The sequence below is a fragment of the Arthrobacter sp. zg-Y238 genome (assembly GCF_024385525.1).
Lineage (GTDB): Bacteria > Actinomycetota > Actinomycetes > Actinomycetales > Micrococcaceae > Arthrobacter_B > Arthrobacter_B jinronghuae.
On sequence record NZ_JANFLU010000011.1, the window covers coordinates 107321 to 128179 of the forward strand.

Below are 20859 nucleotides of genomic sequence, written 5' to 3' on the forward strand. Positions count from 1 at the left end.
TCAAATTGGACAGCGTCCCGGGAGAACGCCGCGCGGGCGCTTGCGCACTGTTCTCCGGCGCCGTATCTGGTAGCTGTGCTTGAGGCCACCCTGCACTGTGCGTCGGGTCACGGACGCTGAGGTGAAGCTGTTACGGTTCGCGGCTGGGGCGGATTTTCATCGCAGGATCATCCGTGCAGGGACCTTCGACGGAGACGGTGCTGAGATGGTTGCCCGCCTGGTAAAACAGGATGTTTCCCTCTTTGTCTGCGAGGGTCAGCATGATGTAGTAGCCGGAGCCGATATCTGCCGGCACGTCAGCGTTGTACCGGTTGGTTTCCACGAAGCCCTGCTGTTCGAAGTGTGAAACATACTTGTCCACCGCGGCCGCCGGATCGTCCACTGCGGGTCCAAAAATCATGTTGTCATACCGGTACGTTTTCCCAGGACCAGAGCACGGGATGCCTTGGAGCGCACTGGGGTCGTTGGCATCCCAAACAGTCTCCTCGGGGTCGCCATGGACCCACCGGCCGCCGTGGAGCTGAACAGTCTCTTCAGTCAGTTCCATCATGCGCTGAAGCAGTTCGGCGGCTGGCTTGGACGAGCTCTGCGAATCGCGGGGGTTTTTTTCGCCCAAAGGCATCATGCAGCCGGTAAGGGCGAGGCACAGGGTCGCGGCAAGGACGGCGGCTCTTCGGGAGACGGACCGGGATTGGTTTTTCGTTTGAGCGTCCATAGTGCCATCCCGTTGGCGTCCGAGCGGCGCGGCGCAGCCCGGGAGGGCTACGGTGAGCAACAGCAAACCCGCCAGGGAAAGCTTCATTGATCCTCGCCGTACACGGAAACCACATCCCGCGTGTTTCTTGTGAACATTGCTGAGTGGGCCCGAATGCAGGCGTCTTCAGCTACACGGAGTTCCTCCGTGAGCGCATCCGCCCGCTGCTGAAGACGCAGTTGAATCACCAGGTCCTCACCCATGTCAAAGAGATCGCCCAGGACATGGTGGGTGCGGTCCTCGCTGCGCTTGGCGTCTTCCGTGGCATCCGCCTGTTGGGCCTGGAGAATGTCTGCCTGGAGTGCAGCCCTCTTTAGCTTGATTGCCTCAACTGCTTCCGCGAAGGCTTCGAGGGCACTAACAGACGACCCAACCCCATCGGCGATCTCCGCGCTGGCATTCCGAGGCTCATCCATGGCGGTGTAAACGAGCGTCTGCTCCGGCGCACGATAGTGATCCGTAAGGGACCACCACTTCATCTGGGCATTGCCATAAGCGTTGGTCATCTGGGCAATGCGTGCCCCCAGATCACGGGCGGCGCTGGGGATTTCGCTGGTGTCGGGCAGTTTATCCGTCCCGCTCAGGTCCACTGTGATGCTCATGTCAAACCCCACCTTCCCCGGGGAGCCGGGCTGGGAGCTGATTCGGTGGGTACCTCGTCGGCTCGCGAAAATAGTTCGACTACTGGAATTTCTTCATTTACGACCGGTGCAGGCCCGGGAGTGTCCCCGCTGATCGGAGGCACCGTAACCGGCAAATCCGGGTTGGGGAGCACAGGCAGTGGTGGTTCGAACACACCAGGCAGCGTGCGGTATACGGGTGGGTCTTCGGGGAAGCCGACGTCGGGCACTGGGCGGAAGTCGGGCAGCGGTGTGGCGAAGGGTGGGTCAGGAAAGCGCCGGTCCTTGAGGTCCCGAAGCTCGTCTTCCGGGATGCGAAGCAGCCAGTTATCGGCCATGGGCGGTGGGTTGCCGCCGGCTTTGGGCTCGGGGCTGCCGGTCTCGGGGATCGGGATCCCTACCTCCGGCGGATCGAGCTCGACGATCCCCGGCAGCGTGCGGTATACGGGTGGATCGGGAAAGCCCGGTCCCCACTTGTTGCCCCATTTATCCATATAGAGGATGAGACTCCTGGCGAATGGCAACCGTTCGCCGGGCTCGTACCGGGGCTTTATGTACTCGACGTGGAGGAGCAGATTCTTGGCGAACCTGATCTTTTCGCCGGGCGTTTTTTCTGGCCCGATGTCGAGGGTGAGGAGCAGGTTCTTGGCCGGGCGCACTTTGTCAGCGTCAGGGTCTGCGTTGCCGAGCTCGGGGATCGGGGCGGGCATCGGATGCAGCGGTGTAGCCGGGGCCGGTATGTGGGCCGCAGGAGCCGAATCAGGCGACGGCTCGGCAGACGGGGCGGGGTCCGCCGGCCCCGCCTCCGGAGGGGGTGTCAAAATGCCGAGGCTCGCAGCCGCCTGCTGGGCGGTGGCAACCATCTCATAATCGCCGGCGGCATATTCGCTCAGGGCCCGTCGAGTGGCCAGGATGGCGTTTGCCGATCTGGTCGCCAAAGCGTCGATATCCGGCAGGAGCATTTCCCTGGCGTAGTGCGAAAACGAGGCCAGCGCCGGGCTGTCTGCGAGCGCCGCCTCAATTGTGCCGACGAAGTTCTGCACCTCGGCGGCCACGGTTTCGTTTGGCTGCAGTAGTGCTTCGGTCTCACTGATGATCCCGCCCGCTGGTGCAGCGTCTATGTCATAGCCGCCCATTTTCTCCCCCTTGTACGGGCCCCGAACGGCAGGCTGACGACTGCAGTTGCGAGGCGGCGGGAGATCCGCTCTATGACAGTTCCCCCTGAATGTCAGGAAGAACATAACCCGCCGGAAGCAATCCGTACATGGGGAGAACTACCCATGTACGCGTGTCCCAGAGGGCAGTCGTCCCGAAAACCATGCCCAGCAGATACGTGGCGGCGGCTGCACCGAAGTGATGGGCGCCGGGACCCCCTAGACCGTTAGGTTTTTGGCACCCGCATGTTGGGATCCTCGGAACACGGGCCCTCGTAGGACAGGCTGCTGAGGTGGTTGCCTGCCTGGTAAATCAACGCGTTATCCTCGGGATCCTCAAGGGTAACCATGATGTAGTAGCCCGCCGTGGACGCGGGTGGATTCGTCGCTGAGCACAAGCATCTGTTGAAGTAGTTCAGCCGCTGGCTTGGACGGCAAGGAGAGCAGCGGCTCTTCGAATTGTTATGTGGTCGTCTTCTAGGTGGTCCGGAATTCCATTGCAGGGTCATAGGAACATGGCCCTTCGTAGCTCAGGCTGCTGAGATGGGTGCCGGCCTGGTAAACCAATGTGCTTCCCTCGTCGTCCTGAAGGGTAACCATGATGTAGTACCCCGGTCCCAGGGACTTGGGCACTGGGGAATCGTAGCGGTTGGTTTCGGTGAATCCCTGCTGTTCGAAATGGGAGACATACTTGTCCATGGCGGCTTCCGGGTCTTCCACCGCGGGGCCCATGATCATCGAACTGTAGCGGTACGCGCGCTTCTCGCCGCTTCCGGGCTTCAGCCTCGTACAGGTATCCGCGATATACCCGCTCGTTTTCGTACCGTCCCAGGCGGAACGTGCATCATTGGAATAGGTCCACTGTCCACCGTGGACCTTGGTGGTTTCATCGCTTAGCTCCAGCATCCTGGCGAGCAGCTCCGAGGCAGGCCGGGACTGATCCACGGCTTCGCTGTTTTCACTTTTCATGGTGTCCTCTGAATCGAACGGGGTGGCGCAGCCGGCCACCGTTAGGGCTAGGGCAAGGGCGATCGAGCCAACCGCCAGGGTCAGCCGGTTCATCGTCTGCCAAAACTGTGCGGGTAATAAGGCATCTCAGACCGTCTCTCTTCAAAGGCTTTCGAAGTATCCGCTAATTCTTCCTCGCGCTCTAGGACCTCATCACCGTTTCCGGTTGTAATCTTGGCGATGGAATCCAGGCTCTGTGTTCCAACGTCCAGATACCCATGTTTATCGTAGGTGTGCATGGGATTCCATTTGTCACCGTCCTCCCCGAGGACGGAGTGTCCCAGGGTCTGCTTGAGCTCCCGCTCTGCGTCCCCCTCCGAACTGAATTCATGTGACCCGAAACCGTCCCCCAGCGGGTTGGTGCGACCTGAGGACCGACCAAGCGATGCGACGTCGTCTTGAGTGGCTTGGGTAGCAAACAACGCCGGCTGTCCCCCGGGACCATCTTTAATGCGCATGTCCGCCACAGCCGTATCGTCCAGGCCCGCGGAGCCATAAAAAGCCACGGAGTCCACGTCAAAATCAATCCCGGTCAAGCCGTAGGCAGTGGTCGTTGTGCCGTAGGAGTGCGCTGCAACCGAAACATAGGCATCACGGCCGTCGCTGGCAGCGTTGAAGCCATTCAGCGATGAGGCGAGCCGCTCACCCCCGTCTAGGGCATGTGCGTTGCCCAAGACTTCGGTGGAGGGCGGCATGGCTGGTGTGTGGTAACCGATCCAGGCAACCACTGCCGGCTCGCCGCCGCCGAGCTTCACCTGGGCATCGTAAATGTTCTGTGAACCCTTGGCCCAATCGTCCATGGACCCGGCGGTCGTTCCCATCCCCGGGACATTCCATGTGACGTTGTCCGCAGTATCCATGTTTCCGATAGCCAGGGCGGCCAGCGGCGGGTGCGTGGGATCAAAGGAAATAAGTCCTCGGACGGTCCGATCGTCGCGGCCGGGGTCAGCGGCATGTTTTATTTCCAGCAGGACATCCCGCTGTGCATCCGGAAGCGGCTTCTGGGCCAGTGCCAGGTCCAGCGCCACATTGTTCGCAGCAATTCGGTCTGAGTAAGGAATGCCCTCCAGATTGCCTACGAGGGACGGCACCTTCTGGCTAATGACGGCGCGCTGCTCCGGCGTGAGCTTCTCCCAGGCTTCCTTGTTTTTCTGGGGATCCGATCCGAGAGCCGGCGGCGAGAGCGCCGCCTCTGGGTTACGGGCCAGGAACTGATCCATTTGGTCGGGCCTGAGCCCGGCCAAGAGCGCAAGATACTGCTGCATGGCTACAGTCGGGTCACCGATGGAGTTCTGCACCCGGTTGTAGGCCTGGGTAACATCCTGGATAGCCCATTCGTTCAGGGCTTCCTTGCTGATTGGCGGAACATCAGCAGTAGGGCGGACCAAGGCCCTGTGCGCCCGGTTACACTCCTGCTCTGCCTTTTGCAGGTCGTCTGCCAGCTGGTCCGCTTCCCTTTGGAGCATGAACTGATCCATGAAAGCGTCCGCGGAGTCCATGACGGACCCGATTTTGCTGACAGCCTCTCCGAGGAAGCCGAATTCTCCGATTCCATCGATGATCTCGGCTTCGCGCTTGTCTTGCGCTTGGGCAGTTGCGATTTTGGTCTTGAGGTCGGCGCGCTTTGCCCTGATGGTGCGGATTTCTTCCGCGAAGACTTCCAAAGCCTGTTTTGAGGAGCGCACCGCAAGCAGGATCTCCTCACCGTCGTCGCGTGGTTTGTCCATCGCCGTGTGCACGAGGCTTGCTTCCGGGGCGCGGTAGAAGGAATTTACGGTCTGCCACTTGGCCTGTGCGTCGTCCAAGGTGTCAGCCATACGTTCAGCGCGTCTGTCCAGCCTGCCGGCAGCAGCCAGCAGCGCCGCTTCGTTGGGCAGGTTGTCAGTACCACTCAGATCAACATTGATGCTCACGTCAAACCCCACCTTCCGCGGGACGTCTTATTGGGCTCCGCGTCGGACGGTGCCTGGTCAACCAGGGGAATCGCTACTGGAATGCCGTTGATTTCCCGCGGCACGGGGAGGGGTTCGGGTGTAACGCCGGCGCCGCCAAAGTCACCGGGCGCCCTATCCGGCAGCGGCTCGAAAGGGATGACTTCGGGCAGCGGCGTCGGCTTGATGTCGATGATTTCGGGCAGCGGCGTCGGTTTGATGTCGATGATTTCGGGCAGCGGCGTCGGTTTGATGTCGATGATTTCGGGCATCTTCGTGATCTCCTGCGGCATTTCGCCGGGAAGACGCTCCAAGTCCGGACCCGAAGGGTCGGCCCAGAAACCGGGGTCTATTCCCGGCCACACGCGGCCCGGGTCGCCTGGATAGGGCGCAGGCTCGGCGATGTTTCCACCCGGGTTGGCCTCTGGGAGGGGCGCCGGCAGCGGATGGAGTACGTTTCCACCCGGGTTGCTTGGGTAATAGGGCGCAGGCTCGGCGATGTGTCCACCCGGGTTGGCCTCTGGGAGGGGCGCCGGCAATGGATGGAGTACGTTTCCTGGACCCGGAAACCACGGCAGATTTCGGACGGGACCGGGCAGGGGATGTCCTGGAATGAGGGGTGGGTTGCCGATGTAGTCGGGAGGAGTGGGGTGTTCATCTCCCGGGGATTTCGGTCCGCAGCAGTCACACCCGGGTTCGCAGCAGTCGGCCGGCGCCTCCGCTGCCGGGCCGGGGGCAGTCGGGGCCGGGGCAGCCGGGGCGGGGGCAACCGGGGCCGGAACTACCGGGCGCACACTTGGTGACGGGGCTGGTGACGGGGCCGGCGCTGGCGCTAGTGCTGGCGCGGGAGCTGGGGCAGGTGTCGGGGCGGGAGTCGCGCTCTTCTCCCACTTGCCGCGGGAGATTGCAGCGGCTCCTGCGCCGATGGCCAGCGGCGCGATGCTCGCTGCCGCTTGCTGGGCATTCGCCACCATCTCCTCGTCGCCCTGGACATATGCGTTCAGGGCCCGCCGGGTTGCCAGGACGGCGTTATCGCTTCGGGTGATTACTGTCTTCGCGCCCGGCATCACCGTCTCTGTAGCGAACGTCGAAAACCCGGCGAGTGCCCCACTCTTGCCGAGTGCGGTTTCAACCCCGTCGATCCGGTCTTGAAGGTCGATGTAAAGACTCTCGTTCTGCAACAGGATGGACTCGGTGTCCGTGATTATCCTGCCTACTGCTGCAGCGTCTATGTCATAGGCGCCCATTTTCTCCCCCTTGTACGGGCCCCGAACCGCAGCAAGAATGCTGCAGTCGCGAGGCGGCGGGAGAGCCGCACTATGACAGTTCCCCCTGAATGTCAGGAAGAACATAACCCGCCGGAAGGAATCCGTACATGGGGAGAACTACCCATGCTTCGTGTCCTAGAGGGCGGTCGTCCCGAAAACCATGCCCAGCAGATACGTGGCGGCGGCTGCACCAAGGCCGATCGCCAGCTGCCGCAGTGCCCGTTTGAGGGGCGACGCACCGGAGAGCAGGCCGACGACGGCGCCGGTCATCAACAGTGCCAGGCCCACCAAGACGCAGGAGAGCACGACGGCGGTCATCCCGGTGAGGCCAAACAGGTAGGGGAGTACCGGAATCACCGCACCGGATGCGAAGAAGCAGAAGCTGGAGGCCGCAGCACCCAGCCCCGTCCCTACGGACTCGTGCTCGTCGCGTTTGTCTTCGGCGTCCGCCTCGGGGTTCAGCGAGAAACTCGGATCGCAGTCGCAGCTGTAAAGGCCCATCCGTTCCGCCGCACGGTGTTCGGCCGCCTCCTTGGTCATGCCGCGTGCCCGGTACACCAGCACCAGCTCGTTGGCGTCAATATCCAGCGACTTCGCGGCCGACAGCGTGATCTGCGTGGGCCGGGAGGCCTCCAGCAGTTCACGCTGGGACCGGACCGAGACATATTCTCCCGCCCCCATGGACAACGCTCCGGCAAGCAGGCCGGCCAGGCCGCTGATGAGGATGAACGTACTGGACACTCCAGTGGCGCCGATGCCCATGATGAGGGCAAGGTTGCTGACGAGCCCGTCATTGGCGCCGAATACCGCCGCACGGAAGTTCCCCGACAGCCGGGTCCGTCCCCGGGTGGCCAGCCCACGGATCACTTCCTCGTGAATCTGTTCATCGGCGGCCATCGCACTGGTGGCATTGGGATCCTGGGCATAGGGGGAGCGGCCCTCGGCGCGCTGCGCCAAGGCCAGCACGAACACCGAGCCGAAACGGCGGGCCAGCAGGCCGAGGACGCGGTTGCGGAAGGAAGCACGTGCCTTGCGCCCGGCGTCGTCGCCCAGCAGCGTGCGCCAGTGTTCTTCGTGGCGGCCCTCAGCCTCGGCCAGTGCCAGGAGGATGTCGCGTTCCTCACCGTCCCGGCGTTCAGCCAGATACCGGTAGGTAGCTGCCTCGGCCTGTTCATCGGCCAGATACTGCCGCCATCGTTTTTTGTCGGCGTTGGAAGGAACGCTGGAATCGCTGAATGCGGGATCCGGCGAGGAAGGGGAATTCACGGTGCTCCTGACAGGGACCGGAAACGGGGGATCCGGTCAGTTCAAAGTAAAAGACAACTCTTCTGACCGAAGGTCTCGCTCGCCCGCGGCCGGATGCCGGCGGGTGGACTGCCGGGACGCCGCGGCGTCCAGTATGTCGACAGGCCTCGGCGGAAACTGAACCATTTGGGCTGACCCATCAAGTCCGCACCGGAGCTACTCCCCTTCGCGTGTCCTAGTCTAGTCGAATCCGGTGGCTGAACCGGTCGGAGATGCGCGATACGCCCGAGCCCGGTTTCGGGCCCTAAGCACCCTGACTTCTTGTCCGTGACGGGCAGGCGCTAGAGTCAGATTGTGAGCAAAAACTTCCCTCTTACGGATCCTGCCCGCCCTTGGACCCGCCACTACAGCGAGGGAGTCCTGGAAGGCTTCAGCCTCCCGGATGAGTCCCTCGTTGACGTGGTGGAGAGCTCGGTCCGCAAATACCGTTCCAAGACCGCCCTGCAGTTTTTCGGTGCCACCACTTCCTACGAGGAACTGGGTGACCAGATCCGTCGTGCGGCGACGGGCTTGATGAAGCTCGGCGTGCGTAAGGGGGACCGGGTGGCACTTGTGCTGCCCAACTCGCCGCAGCACGTGGTGGCGTTCTACGCCGTCCTCCGTCTGGGAGCCGTGGTGGTGGAACACAACCCGCTCTACACGGACAGGGAGCTGCGGCACCAGTTCGAGGACCACGGCGCCACCGTGGCCGTGGTTTGGGACAAGGTTGTGGAGAACGTCCAGAAGCTGCCGGCAGATATTCCGGTGCGCAGCATTGTTTCGGTGGACCTGATCCCGGCCATGCCGCTGATCAACCGGCTGGCGTTGAAGCTCCCCGTTCCCGCCCTGCGCGAGGCGCGGGCAGCCCTTTCCCCTTCCAAGCGTCCGCCCCGCGGGCCGCGGCGCGTGGTGCGGTGGCAGGAACTGCTGGACAACCGCCCGCTGCGCAAACGCCATCCGCGTCCAGAGGCGACGGACCTGGCAGCCATCCAGTACACCAGCGGAACCACCGCCGATCCCAAGGGCGCCATGCTGACGCATGCCAACCTCGTGGCCAATGCGGCACAGGGGCGGGCGTGGGTTCCCGGGCTGAAGCCCGGCAATGAAACCTTCTACGCCGTGCTGCCCATGTTCCATGCCTATGGACTGACCCTGTGCCTTACCACCGCCATGAGCCTGGGTGCCCGGGTGGTGCTGTTCCCCAAGTTCGACGTCGACATGACGCTCAAGGCCATGAAAAAGACCCCGGCCACCTTCCTCCCGGCCGTACCGCCCATTTACGAGCGCCTGGCCGCGGGAGCCAAGGAACAAAACATTTCCCTTCGGGGCGTCCGGTCCGCCATTTCCGGTGCCATGAACCTCCCGCCCCGAACGGTCGAAATCTGGGAAGAGGCCACCGGGGGACTCCTGATCGAGGGCTACGGCCTGACTGAAACATCTCCCATCGCGCTGGGCAACCCGTTCGCCAAGTCGCGGAAACCGGGAACGGTGGGCGTGCCCTTCCCGCTGACAGACATCCGGGTGGTGGATCCCGAGCACCCCTCCGTCGATGTGCCCCAGGGCCACCGGGGCGAACTGCTGATCAAGGGCCCGCAGGTCTTTGCCGGCTACTGGAACAAGCCCCGGGAGACCGAGGCGGTACTGCTCGACGGCGGCTGGTTCCGTACCGGAGACATTGTCACCGTGGACGAGGACCACTTTGTTACCATCGTGGACCGGATCAAGGAGCTGATCATTACCGGCGGCTTCAACGTGTCTCCCTCGGAAGTGGAAAACGCCCTGAAGCGCCACGAATCCGTCGACGACGTCGCCGTCGTCGGCCTGCTCCGTTCCGGCGGCGGCGAGGACGTGGTGGCAGCGGTGGTACCCAAGGCCGGTTCCCGTTTCAACGCGGAGGAACTGCGGGCATTCGTGCGCAAGGAGCTGGCAGCCTATAAGGTGCCCCGCCGGATCGTGGAGATCCAGGAGTTGCCGAAGTCCCTGATCGGCAAGGTCCTGCGACGGCATGTCCGCGACAGCCTGCAGAACGGCAGCGCCGGTACCGTGCAGGCCGACGGCACCGCAGAAACGAATTCCCCTACCGATTCCCAGAGCAAGCCGTGACCAGGAAGAAGCAAACATGAGCGCATCAAGCCCTAACAGGGTTGAACGGGATACCCAGCCGGATCACGCCAGACCCGGACGGTACTGGAGCGGCGCCCTTGGCCATGCCGGGCAGCGCTCCGCCCAGATCCTGCTGATCCTGCTTCTGGTTTCGGTGACGGTCTACGGGCTGCTGCAGGTCACGCTGGTGGTTATTCCCGTGCTGCTGGCATTGATCCTGGGTGCGGCCATCGCTCCGTTCGTGAACTGGCTCCGCCGCAAGGGATGGCCCAGCGCGCTGGCGACAGGCCTGTCCTTCCTGCTGCTGCTCGGGATTTTCGGCGGGTTGGTCACCGGGATCGTATTCGCCATCCGCAGCGAATGGGGCGACCTGGTGGACCAGGCCGTGGCAGGCTTCGACCAGCTCTACGACTTTGTACTTAACGGCCCGCTCCCGATCGACCAGGAGATGCTCGCCAACGCGCGGGACGCCGTTATCGACTTTGCAACCAGCAGCACGGTAAGCAGCGGGGCCATCGCCGGGATCTCCGCGGCCACGACCTTTGCCACCGGGTTCCTGCTGATGGCAGTGGTCCTGTTCTACTTCCTCAAGGACGGGGACCGGATCTGGGCCTTCTTCCTGCGCATGTTCCCCGAGGGCGACCGCCGGGACAAGGCCCGCCTCTCCGGCTTCCGCGTCATGGAGGTCCTCGGCGGGTACATCCGCGGCACCGCCATTGTGGCGCTGGTCGATTCGGTGTGCATCGGTGCGGCGCTGTTCATCCTGCAGGTTCCGCTGGCCCTGCCGCTGACCGTGATTGTGTTTGTCGGCTCGTTCATCCCGCTGGTCGGCGCCACCGCTGCCGGTGTCTTCGCAGCCCTGATCGCACTGGTGGCCAACGGACCGGTTGTTGCCCTGATCGTCGTCGTGGTGATCATTGCGGTGAACCAGCTGGAGGGCAACTTCCTGCAGCCGGTGGTCATGGGCAAGTCCCTGAGCATCCACGCCCTCGTGATCCTGCTGGCCCTGACCGCAGGAACCATCCTCGCCGGCATCGTCGGCGCTATCCTGGCCGTCCCGATCGCCGCCGTGGGCTGGGCCGTGATCAAGGTCTGGACCGGTGAGGACAACGGCGAAGATCTCGACGAGGTGAAGGAAATCCCCGATCCGGAGGACCAGCCGGAAATGGAATCCGCGGAAAAGTAGTACCCGCTTAGACGGCCGGCACCCCTTCCGCCTCGGCGCTGGAGGTGCCGGCCACCCGTTTCTCCCAGGCTGCCCGGACCTCGGGGGCCGTGGGACGGGAGAGCAGCGACACCACGCAGTAGGCAACGGCCGAGGCGGCGAGCCCGTAGTAGATCGGTTCGTTGGCATACACGCCGTCGTACGGGGCGGCCGCCCGGATCTCAAGGTAGATCATGGTTCCGAGGGTCACCACGGTTCCGGCAGCCATGGACACGCCTGCACCCAGTCCGGTGCCGCGCTTCCACACCAGTCCGCCCAGGATGCTCACCAGCAGTCCACCCACCAAAATGTCGTAAGCGATGGTCAGCGCAGCAACCACGTCCTGGACCACGATGGCCACGAGGATTGCGACGACGCCCAGTCCGAGTACCCAGTAGCGGTTGGACGCGATGTCTTCCCCGGCGTCGTCTCCGGTCTCCGGTTGGGTGCCGGCGCTCCGGTCGGTGGAACTGCCGGAACCACGGCGGAACCATCCGCGGACGAAGGGGACGACGTCGGTACGAGCCACGGTGGCTGCAGCAATCAGCGCCCCCGAGGCAGTGGACATCATGGCGGCGACTGCAGCGGCCAGGACGAGGCCGCCGATGCCAACCGGCAGCAGGTTCATTGCGACGTCGGCGTAGACATCGTCCTGGGACTCCACTGCGGAAAGAGCGACGCTGGCGCCCATGCCGATCAGTGCCCCAGCCACGCCGTAGAGGATGCAGTAGATCCCGGCCGCGGTGCCGCCCCAGCGGGCTATCAGCGGGGTGCGTGCCGTAAAGACCCGCTGCCAGATATCCTGGCCGATCAGCAGGCCCAGCGTGTAGACCACGAAATAGGTGATGATGCTCTGCGCGCCGATACCGGTGATGCTGAAGAATTCCGCTCCGGCACGCTCCCGGATACCGTCAAGGCCCCCGGCGGCGGAGAGCGTAAAGGGCAGCATCAGGGCGAAGACGCCGATGGTCTTGATGATGAACTGCGCCATGTCGGCGAGCGTGATGGACCACATTCCGCCGATGGTGGAGTAGATGAGGACGACGGCGCCGCCCACGGCGATGGCCAGCCACCGCTCAAAGCCGAAGAGGACCACGAAAATGGTGGCATAGGCGCCGGTGGAGGTGGCACAGAGCATCAGCGTGTAGGCCAGCATCACGATCGAGGAAACCTTGGTGGATTCGGTCCCGTAGCGCAGGGACAGCATCTGCGACACGGTGTAGATCCGCAGTTTCTGCAACGTGGAGGCAAAGAGCAGGCTGAGGAGCAGGACTCCGGTGCCGATGGCGACCACCAGCCACATGCCGGAGATGCCGTACTTGTATCCGAGCCCCACCCCGCCGACGGTGGAGGCCCCGCCGAGGACGACGGCGGCCATGGTGCCGGTGTAAAACAGCGGCCCCAGGCGTCGGCCGGCCACCAGATAGTCGCTGACGTTCTTGGTGCGGGACTTGCCCCACCAACCGAAACCCAGCATTGCCAGCAGGTAAAGGACCACGATGGTCCCGTTGATGTATTCCATTGCAGTCCTCGAGCTAGGGAACCGGCCTTGAATTGCCTGACAGGCAACAAGTGTTTACTGAAACTAGTGTGCTTTCAGTCACGCCGTCAATTTAGCCGCCTCGCAATACCACCGCATTACGTGCATGTTTCCCTCGGTATGCTCGTAAGCATGAAGGCCTTGCCCGTAGAACCGACCAACGCTCCCGTGGCGATTGGGGTGCGGATCCGCTCCGCACGCCAGGCCCGGCATCTGACCATTGAGCAGGTGGCTGAAGCCACCGGCCTCACCAAGGGGTTCCTTAGCCGGGTGGAGCGGGACCTGACCTCTCCGTCAGTGGCTTCCCTGCTGACCCTGTGCCAGGTGCTTTCCATTTCCATCGGCGACCTTTTTGCCGCGCCGGAAACCAATGTGACGCGCCTGGCCGATGCCCCGCGCATCAGCCTGGGCGGCGAGGGAATCGTGGAACGGCTGGTCACGGCACGGACTGAACGGCGCGTCCAAGTGGTCCGCTCCGTGATTGCGCCCGGCGGGTCCGGCGAAGCCGATCTTTATTCGGTGGACTGCGAGGTGGAGGTGCTTCATGTTGCCCAGGGCAGCTTCGAACTCATCCTGGGCAACGAGCGGATTGAACTAACTACCGGCGACACGGTCACCTTCCCCGGCCGGGAACCGCACTCATGGCACAACCCGTCCGACGAGGAAACAATTGTGCTCTGGACCCTCGTCAGCCCCGGCGGCGCCTAGGCTGCGGAGCCGGGGGCAGCGGAGCTAGGCGGAAAGGGTTTCGCCGGCCACCGGCTCGGCCACATCTTCACCGGTCAGCCGCTGCAGGTACTCCACCGCTCCGGTGATGTCCCTGCCGGAGGACCGGTAGCCCACGTACCCGTCCGGGCGGATGACCAGCAGTTCAGGCCGGCGCGAGCTCAGGCCCAGGCGGTGGAAGGCCAGACCGCTGACGTCCTTGATGATGCCGGGAGTATTGGCAATGAGGCTGCTGCCGACGGTCAGCTGCTGGATATTGAGCAGTCCGGCGAGCTGGGGCAGTGCCGCCCGGAGCTGATGCGGTGCGTCCTGCGGCCAGCCGGGTCCGCTGAGGAGGATGGCGAAGCCGGGCGTGGCCACCAGATCCTGCAGGCGCCGTTCCCGGTCCTGGTAGATGACGTCGGCGTCGGGCAGGCGGTCACCGGGCCGGACGCCGCGGGCCAGGAGCGCCGGGAGGCGGGTGTTCCCGGCGTCGACCATGCTGCTGCCGCGGTAGTTGATGTTCAGCTGCGCCATGGTCCGGAAAAGCCGGGAGCGGAGTCCGTCCCAGCCTATGGCCTTCGGAGCCAGCGCGGGCAGGAGCTTGGTGCGGGGGAGCTTCTTCAGGCCATTGCGACTGGTGGCCAGCTTGAAGATGCGGTCCGTCGTGGACACCACCTCCCGGCCCACGGGCCGGCGCTCGGCGTCGTAGCTATCGATCAGTTCATCGCTGGCGAGGCCGCGGGCGCCGAGGGCGAGTTTCCAGCCCAGGTTCAGTGCGTCCTGGATGCCGGTGTTCATGCCCTGGGCGGCAACGGGGGAGTGGACATGGGCGGCGTCGCCGGCCAGGAACACGGAACCCTGCTGGAAGTATTCGGCCATCTGGTGCGACAGGCGGAAGGTGCTGATCCACTTCGGATCCCGCACGTGCAATGCGCCGTGCGTAAAGGTATCGGCCAGCTCCTGGATCGTTTCAAGGGTGGCCGGCCGGTGCGGCGGCTTCATCGCGATCATCCGCCAGGTGGCTGAGCCGCCGAGCGGGAACAGGAAGAGGAAACCGTCCTCGGTGGGGTAGGAATGCACGGCGTCCGGTTCCGCACCGTCAATTTCAACGTCGGCCAGGATGAAGGTGCCGGGGTAGGCTCCGCCGCGCCAGTCCATGCCTGCCTTGGCGCGGACCGTGCTCCCGGCACCGTCGGCACCAACCACGTAACGGGCACGGATGCGCTCGATGCCGCGGTCCATCCGCTGGACCTTGGCCTCCATGCCGGCAAACGGGTCCTCGGGATCCAGGCGTGCCAGGTCCTGCAGCTCCGCGCCGCGCTCGATGCGCACCCGGCGGGAGAGCAGGTGCTGGGTAAGAATGCGCTCGGTTTCCGTCTGGGACAGGAACAGCAGCTGCTGGAACGCCGAATCCTCCAGCCCGGAGTCAAACAGGTCTACTTCCAGCGTTTCCTCCGGCAGGTGGAGGTGGAGCTCGCGGGCGGGACGCCCAGCGGCAACGAGCTCGCCGCTGACGCCGAAGGGGCGCAGTGCTTCCAGAGTGCGCGGCTGGATGGCGATGGCCCGCGATTCGGTCCCGGGAGACTGGCGCCGGTCGATGATGCGGAAGCTGGCACCGAAAGCAGCCAGCTGGGCGGCCAGGGCAAGGCCCGTAGGGCCGGCACCAACAATCAGGACATCGACGTCGTAGTTAGGGTCTTCGCTGTTATCGTGAGCCGCCATGTCCTCAGCCTAGTCTTGACCCCAACCGCACTTCCACTTTAGCTTTTAGGTAAACTTTTGGTTACCCTCAGGTAACCCTGCACACCGGGCGACGACGCCCATCCCGGAACCGGAGACAGTACCTATGGACAACCTTCCCCGAGTGAACGTGAACGGCCGCATCGGACCCGTGGACGCAGCGCAGATCCCGCGCTACGCAGGGGCTGCCACCTTTGCCCGCCTGCCCCGTCTGGACCAGGTGGAGCACGCCGAGGTCGCGGTGGTGGGAGTGCCCTTCGACAGCGGAGTTTCCTACCGGCCCGGCGCACGGTTCGGCGGTAACCATGTCCGCGAGGCAAGCCGGCTGCTGCGTCCGTATAACCCGGCCCTGGATGCCTCCCCGTTCGAGAATCTGCAGGTGGCCGATGCCGGCGATATGGCCGTCAACCCCTTCAACATCAATGAGGCCATCGAGACCGTCCAGCAGAACGCCCTGGACCTCACCGGGAATGGCACCAAGCTCCTGACCCTGGGCGGGGACCACACCATCGCCCTGCCGCTGCTGCGCGCCGCCGCTGAGCGTGCCGGTTCTCCGGTGGCCATGCTGCACTTCGACGCACACCTGGACACCTGGGACACCTATTTCGGTGCCGAGTACACGCACGGCACCCCGTTCCGCCGCGCCGTCGAGGAAGGCATCCTCGATACCGAGGCCATTTCCCATGTGGGCACCCGAGGTCCGCTGTACGGCAAGAAGGACCTCGAGGACGATCGCCGCTTCGGCTTCGGCATCCTGACCTCTTCCGATGTCTTCCGCCAGGGCGTGGATGAGGTGGTGGCGAAGCTGCGGGACCGGATCGGCAGCCGTCCGTTGTATGTGTCCGTGGACATCGACGTCCTGGATCCGGCCCACGCCCCGGGGACCGGCACCCCCGAGGCCGGCGGCATCACCAGCCGTGAACTGCTGGAGATCCTGCGCGGACTGCGCGGACTGAACCTGGTGGGCGCCGACGTCGTCGAAGTCGCCCCTGCTTACGACCATGCGGACATCACCGCCGTGGCCGCCTCGCACGTCGCCTATGACCTCATCACGCTGATGGGATTGTCGGATGAGCACTGAATCCGCCGCTTCGGGTTCGGGCGACGCTGTCCCCGGCGCCGGTCCCGTCCGCAACGGCGGAGACCTGGTGGTGGAAACCCTCGAAGCCCTCGGCGCCAGCAAGGTATTCGGCATTCCCGGCCAGCACGCCCTGGGACTGTTCGATGCGCTCTCCCGTTCGCGGCTGGAGTTCATCTCCTCCCGGGTGGAGAACAACTCCGCATTTGCGGCCGACGGTTTTTCCCGGGCCACCGGGCAGGTGGGCGTGCTTTTCCTGTCCACCGGTCCCGGTGCCCTGACCTCGCTGGCCGGGCTGCAGGAGGCCTATGCCACCGGAGTGCCGATGATCGTGGTGGCCAGCCAGATCCCCATTGACGGGCTCGGCGCGCGGCGCCGGGGAATGCTGCACCAACTAGATGACCAGAAGGCCTCCGCCGCCAACGTCACCAAGAGCCAGCGCCTGATCCAGCACGCCTCCGGCATCCCCTCCGCCATCCAGGACGCGTGGACCGAAGCCATCTCCTCCCCGGCAGGGCCGGTGTGGATCGAGATCCCGCAGAACGTGCTGCTCAACCCGGTCATGGTGCCTGCCGTAGAAGACGCGTTGGCAGAACCGTTCGACAACCCCCCGCGCAGCGAACTGGTCAAGGAAGCCGTGCGCTGGCTCTCCGACGCCCGCCGGCCCGCCGTCATTGCCGGCGGCGGCGTGCGCCGCAGCGGTGCCGAGGCTGCGTTGCTTTCCATTGCCCAGAAGCTGCATGCCCCGGTGATCTGCACGCCCGGGGGCAACGGAGCCTTCCCGTGGAACCATCCGCTGTCCCTGCAGTCCTGGATGGAGGACCGGCATATGACGGACGTGCTCGAGGATGCCGACGTACTGGTGGTCATCGGCTCCTCGCTCGGCGAAGTGACGTCCAATTACTTCACCATGGCGCCCCGCGGCCGGATCATCCAGATCGACGCCGAACCCCGGGTCCTGGAGTCCAACCGTCCTGCGCTGGGTATCCGCGCCGACGCCCGGCAGGCCCTGGACGCGCTCGACGCCGCCCTTCCGGCCTCGGCCCGCCTTCCCGAGTGGCACGGGCAAAGCGCCGAGGAGCTGGTAGCCGGCGCCTTGGCCCGGGTTCAGGCGCGGCTGGATACCCAGGGCCTCGACATGGAACGCCGCTTCATGGCGGACATCCGCGCCGCGGTCCCCGATGAGATGCAGACCTACTGGGACATGACCATTTCCGCCTACTGGGCCTGGAGCTGCTGGGATGCGAAGTCCGGCCGGTTCCACTCCGCCCAGGGCGCCGGCGGATTGGGGTACGGCTATCCGGGCGCAATCGGCGGCGCGGTGGGCCTGGGGGAGCGGGTGCTTGCCGTGTCCGGCGACGGTTCGGCCATGTACTCCATTTCCGAACTGGCCACGGCGCGGCAGCATAACCTTCCCGTGACCTGGCTGATTGTCGACGACGGCGGCTACGGCATCCTGCGCGAATACATGGAGGACGCGTTCGGCAAGGCGACCGCAACGGAGCTGGCGCGCCCGGATTTCGTGAAGCTCGCGGAATCCTTCGGTGTACCTGCCCGCCGCTGCGCACCGGAAGGCATCCGCGCGGCATTGGAAGGGGCATTTGCCGGAGAAGGCCCCAACGTAGTTGTGGTTGAAGCGCGGATAGGTCTTTTTGCTCCCACCCACCTGGTTTAACCGCCGCTGCTGCGTGATCCGGGTGTCGGCGTGCCCGGGCAGATAGAAGGGGTGGCTCTGGCATGATGAGGGCGTGCGATTGGCGTGGCCCCTCACCTGTCGGGGCCTTCCGCACAAAGCGAATCAGGACCAACCCATGCCCCTTCCAACCGCTCCCTCCGTGGAATTGCACGTTCTCGCCGGCGAATACGTGATCGCACGGCTTCCCCCGGCGTCGGAGGTTCCCGCCGCGCTTATGTCAGCGGCCGACGGCTTCATTTCCGTCACCCGCACCCCGCAGGAGCTTTCGATTGTCTGCCCCGCCGCGCTTGCCCCGGCGGACGCCGAAATTGACGGAACGTGGGCGGCGTTTTATGCCTCCGGTCCGATTCCCTTCGGGCTGACAGGAGTGGTGGCCTCGCTGGTCGCACCGCTCGCAGCGGCCGGCTGCCCGGTGTTTGTCGTGTCGACCTTTGACGGCGACGTCCTCATGGTCCCCTCGCCGCAGTACGAGCAGGCCCTCGCGTTGCTGCGCGCGGCAGGCCACACGCTTCCAGGGGTTTAGTTAGTTGACCTAGGCAAATTTCCGCGTATAGTTGCCTAGGTCAACTATCAGTACACAAACCTCCGGAGACCCATCCCCATGCCCATGCAACAGGAAACGGCGGATGACCTGATCCGGAAGATCTTCGCCCTGCAACGGACGCTGCGGTGCGTGACCCAGCACAGCGCCGACATCGGCGGACCCGGAGTAGCACTGCAAGGCGTCATGCGGATGATCGGCGAAGACGGCGAGCTGCGGGCGACCGAGCTTGCCGCCAAACTCGGTGTCGGCCCTGCCGGACTCAGCCGCCACGTCGCAGAACTGGAAGAACTCGGTTACGTCCGGCGTCGCCCGCATCCGCAGGACCGCCGCGCCTACCTGATCAGCCTGACCGAGCTGGGGGAATCAGTCCTCCGCGAAGCACTCAATGGCCGGGCCGTCCTGCTGCAGGAAGCCCTTGCCGCCTGGTCCGAGGACCAGGCACAGCTCGCGTCCGACACCCTTGGAGCGCTCTCCGACGCGCTCTTCACCTCCATCCGCCGAGCGCCCGGAGCCCCCGAGCCGACGCAGGAAACCCCCGTATCCGATCCGCAGGAGTTAGCAACTAAGTGACCGATTCCAAGACCGCCCGGAAGAAACACGTTCCCGGCGAGATGAGCCATCGACAGATCCTGCAGGCCCTTACCGGCCTGCTTGCTGCGTTGTTCACCGCAATGCTGAGCACCACCATCGTGGCCAACGCACTGCCCACCATCATGGCCGACCTGCACGGTACGCAGACCGACTTCGCCTGGGTGGTCACGGCCGCCCTGCTGGCCAACGCCGTGAGCACCCCGATCTGGGGCAAACTCGCGGACCTGTTCAACAAGAAGCTCCTGGTGCAGCTGAGCATCGTTATCTTCGTTGCCGGTTCCGTCCTCGCAGGCTTCGCCCATTCCATGGAGCTGCTGCTGACCGCACGCGTCATCCAGGGCCTGGGCATGGGCGGCCTGACGGCACTGGCCCAGGCGATCATCGGTTCCATCATTCCGCCGCGGGAACGCGGCAGGTACTCCGGTTACATGGGTGCCGTAATGGCAGTGGCCACCGCCGGCGGCCCGCTGCTGGGCGGTTTCATCGTGGACAGCCCGCTGGGCTGGCGCTGGACCTTCTTCCTGTGCGTTCCGCTCGCCGTCGTCGCCCTCTTCCTGCTGCAGGTCACGCTGCACCTGCAGCATGTACGCCGTCCGGCCAAGATCGACTGGCTCGGCTCGATCCTGCTTACCGCAGGCGTCTCCCTGCTCCTGATCTGGGTCTCCTTCGCCGGCAAGCCCGACTACTACGAATGGTGGTCATGGGAAACGGCTGCCATGGTGGGCGGATCCGTCATCCTGCTGGCCCTGCTCGTGCTGGTGGAATCCAAGGTCGCCGAACCGATCATTCCGCTGAAGATCATCAGCCAGCGGACCACCGCCCTGGCCATCGTCGCCTCCGTTGCAGTGGGCATCGCCATGTTCGGTTCCACCACCTTCCTGGGCCAGTACTTCCAGCTGGCACGGGGCTTCACTCCCACCGAGGCCGGGCTGCTTATGCTGCCGATGATTGCCGGCAACCTGCTCGGTTCCGTAGGGTCCGGCCTGCTGATCACCCGCTTCGGCAAGTGGAAGCGTTTCCTGATCATCGGCACGGTCCTGGTGATCCTCGGGACGGCGCTGGCCGGCTTCATCAACCATGAAACCGACATGATCCTCGTCAGCCTGTTCATCTTCATCCTCGGCGTGGGCATGGGCCTGCTGATGCAGAACCTCGTGCTGGCCGTGCAGAACACGGTCAAGGTCACCGACGTCGGCTCCGCCAGCGCGTCCGTTGCATTCTTCCGCACCGTCGGCGGCGCCATCGGCGTCTCGGTACTGGGCGCGGTCCTTTCGAGCTCGGTCAGCCGCCGGGTCTCGGAGGAACTGGACAAGGCAGGCATGCCGTCCGAAGGCGGCGGCACCACAGCCACGCTGGACCTGGGTGGGCTCCCGGCAGAGGTCCAGATGTTCTTCCGGATCGCCTATGCGGAGGGTACGGCGGACATCTTCAAGATTGCCGCGGCGGTGGCCATCATTGCGCTGGTTGCAGTGCTGTTCATCAAGGAGAAGGCACTGCGCCGGACCCTGGACATCAAGCCCACCTCCTCCAACCCGGTTGAACCCGGTCTGGCCGGCGGTGCGGAAATACTGCACACCGGCGCCATGTCCACCGTCGAACCGGCTACCGTGCCGGACACCGGCAGCCAGGAATCCGT

Annotated in this window: 16 protein-coding genes and 2 pseudogenes; 8 read left to right on the top strand and 10 right to left on the bottom strand. The window is 64.5% G+C overall.

The genetic code is table 11. The features are described 5' to 3' along the window. Positions 1-130: 130 nt before the first annotated feature. The 8 genes and pseudogenes from NNX38_RS12310 to NNX38_RS12340 form a co-directional block, all read right to left on the bottom strand. Complete coding sequence (locus tag NNX38_RS12310) at positions 131-715, bottom strand: hypothetical protein (protein WP_255798263.1); 585 nt, start codon at positions 713-715, stop codon at positions 131-133. 83 nt (positions 716-798) lie between these two features. Beyond that, entirely contained in the window at positions 799-1356 is a 558-nt protein-coding gene (locus NNX38_RS12315) for a hypothetical protein (RefSeq protein ID WP_255798264.1), read from the bottom strand. Continuing rightward, a complete protein-coding gene (locus NNX38_RS12320) occupies positions 1353-2510 on the bottom strand; it encodes a DUF6507 family protein (protein ID WP_255798265.1) in 1158 nt (385 codons plus the stop codon). Before NNX38_RS12320 ends, NNX38_RS12315 begins: the two co-directional genes overlap by 4 nt. 495 nt (positions 2511-3005) lie before the next feature. Then, a complete protein-coding gene (locus NNX38_RS12325) occupies positions 3006-3590 on the bottom strand; it encodes a hypothetical protein (RefSeq protein ID WP_255798266.1) in 585 nt (194 codons plus the stop codon). Further along, entirely contained in the window at positions 3587-5449 is a 1863-nt protein-coding gene (locus NNX38_RS16950) for an alpha/beta hydrolase (protein WP_255798267.1), read from the bottom strand. Before NNX38_RS16950 ends, NNX38_RS12325 begins: the two co-directional genes overlap by 4 nt. Continuing rightward, positions 5446-5781, bottom strand: a complete 336-nt coding sequence (locus tag NNX38_RS12335; RefSeq protein ID WP_255798268.1) for a hypothetical protein — start codon at positions 5779-5781, stop codon at positions 5446-5448. The genes NNX38_RS16950 and NNX38_RS12335 overlap by 4 nt, the downstream gene beginning before the upstream one ends. Positions 5782-6414: 633 nt before the next feature. After that, positions 6415-6819, bottom strand: a pseudogene (locus NNX38_RS16955) (DUF6507 family protein); the annotation flags it as partial. 51 nt (positions 6820-6870) lie between these two features. After that, positions 6871-8001: a VIT1/CCC1 family protein gene (locus NNX38_RS12340; RefSeq protein ID WP_255798269.1), complete on the bottom strand. Its 1131-nt coding sequence runs from the start codon at positions 7999-8001 to the stop codon at positions 6871-6873. A 333-nt stretch (positions 8002-8334) separates the two neighbouring features. On the opposite strand from NNX38_RS12340, the gene NNX38_RS12345 reads away from it, so the two are divergent. Beyond that, positions 8335-10122 (top strand): long-chain-fatty-acid--CoA ligase, encoded by a 1788-nt coding sequence (locus NNX38_RS12345; RefSeq protein ID WP_255798270.1) that lies wholly within the window; start codon positions 8335-8337, stop codon positions 10120-10122. 16 nt (positions 10123-10138) lie between these two features. Further along, positions 10139-11308: an AI-2E family transporter gene (locus NNX38_RS12350; RefSeq protein ID WP_255798271.1), complete on the top strand. Its 1170-nt coding sequence runs from the start codon at positions 10139-10141 to the stop codon at positions 11306-11308. Positions 11309-11315: 7 nt separating this feature from the next. On the opposite strand, the gene NNX38_RS12355 is transcribed toward NNX38_RS12350, so the two are convergent. Beyond that, on the bottom strand, positions 11316-12848 hold the full coding sequence (locus NNX38_RS12355) for a sodium:solute symporter (RefSeq protein WP_255798272.1): 1533 nt from the start codon (positions 12846-12848) through the stop codon (positions 11316-11318). Between the two features lie 150 nt (positions 12849-12998). On the opposite strand from NNX38_RS12355, the gene NNX38_RS12360 reads away from it, so the two are divergent. Beyond that, entirely contained in the window at positions 12999-13574 is a 576-nt protein-coding gene (locus tag NNX38_RS12360) for a helix-turn-helix domain-containing protein (RefSeq protein WP_227923078.1), read from the top strand. A 24-nt stretch (positions 13575-13598) separates the two neighbouring features. Here the strand turns inward: NNX38_RS12360 and NNX38_RS12365 are convergent, their stop codons facing one another. Then, the gene (locus NNX38_RS12365; protein ID WP_255798273.1) at positions 13599-15296 is read right to left on the bottom strand and encodes an FAD-dependent monooxygenase; all 1698 of its coding nucleotides are present in this window, start codon (positions 15294-15296) and stop codon (positions 13599-13601) included. A 124-nt stretch (positions 15297-15420) separates the two neighbouring features. Between NNX38_RS12365 and speB the strand changes: the two genes are divergently transcribed. The 5 genes and pseudogenes from speB to NNX38_RS12390 form a co-directional block, all read left to right on the top strand. Continuing rightward, positions 15421-16395, top strand: a complete 975-nt coding sequence (gene speB / locus NNX38_RS12370) for an agmatinase (protein WP_255798274.1) — start codon at positions 15421-15423, stop codon at positions 16393-16395. After that, positions 16385-18067: a thiamine pyrophosphate-binding protein gene (locus NNX38_RS12375; RefSeq protein ID WP_255798275.1), complete on the top strand. Its 1683-nt coding sequence runs from the start codon at positions 16385-16387 to the stop codon at positions 18065-18067. The genes speB and NNX38_RS12375 overlap by 11 nt, the downstream gene beginning before the upstream one ends. Before the next feature lie 136 nt (positions 18068-18203). Further along, entirely contained in the window at positions 18204-18611 is a 408-nt protein-coding gene (locus NNX38_RS12380; RefSeq protein WP_255798276.1) for an ACT domain-containing protein, read from the top strand. A gap of 78 nt (positions 18612-18689) precedes the next feature. Next, on the top strand, positions 18690-19202 hold the full coding sequence (locus tag NNX38_RS12385) for a MarR family winged helix-turn-helix transcriptional regulator (RefSeq protein WP_255798277.1): 513 nt from the start codon (positions 18690-18692) through the stop codon (positions 19200-19202). After that, positions 19199-20851, top strand: a pseudogene (locus tag NNX38_RS12390) (MDR family MFS transporter); the annotation flags it as partial. The gene NNX38_RS12385 and the pseudogene NNX38_RS12390, both read left to right, overlap by 4 nt. Between the last annotated feature and the right edge of the window lie 8 nt (positions 20852-20859).

Coding starts and splice junctions, on each gene's coding strand:
- NNX38_RS12310 (WP_255798263.1), bottom strand. CDS start 715: ATGGACGCTCAAACGAAAAACCAATCCCGGTCCGTCTCCCGAAGAGCC.
- NNX38_RS12315 (WP_255798264.1), bottom strand. CDS start 1,356: ATGAGCATCACAGTGGACCTGAGCGGGACGGATAAACTGCCCGACACC.
- NNX38_RS12320 (WP_255798265.1), bottom strand. CDS start 2,510: ATGGGCGGCTATGACATAGACGCTGCACCAGCGGGCGGGATCATCAGT.
- NNX38_RS12325 (WP_255798266.1), bottom strand. CDS start 3,590: ATGAACCGGCTGACCCTGGCGGTTGGCTCGATCGCCCTTGCCCTAGCC.
- NNX38_RS12350 (WP_255798271.1), top strand. CDS start 10,139: ATGAGCGCATCAAGCCCTAACAGGGTTGAACGGGATACCCAGCCGGAT.
- NNX38_RS12355 (WP_255798272.1), bottom strand. CDS start 12,848: ATGGAATACATCAACGGGACCATCGTGGTCCTTTACCTGCTGGCAATG.
- NNX38_RS12360 (WP_227923078.1), top strand. CDS start 12,999: ATGAAGGCCTTGCCCGTAGAACCGACCAACGCTCCCGTGGCGATTGGG.
- NNX38_RS12365 (WP_255798273.1), bottom strand. CDS start 15,296: ATGGCGGCTCACGATAACAGCGAAGACCCTAACTACGACGTCGATGTC.
- speB (WP_255798274.1), top strand. CDS start 15,421: ATGGACAACCTTCCCCGAGTGAACGTGAACGGCCGCATCGGACCCGTG.
- NNX38_RS12375 (WP_255798275.1), top strand. CDS start 16,385: ATGAGCACTGAATCCGCCGCTTCGGGTTCGGGCGACGCTGTCCCCGGC.
- NNX38_RS12380 (WP_255798276.1), top strand. CDS start 18,204: ATGCCCCTTCCAACCGCTCCCTCCGTGGAATTGCACGTTCTCGCCGGC.
- NNX38_RS12385 (WP_255798277.1), top strand. CDS start 18,690: ATGCCCATGCAACAGGAAACGGCGGATGACCTGATCCGGAAGATCTTC.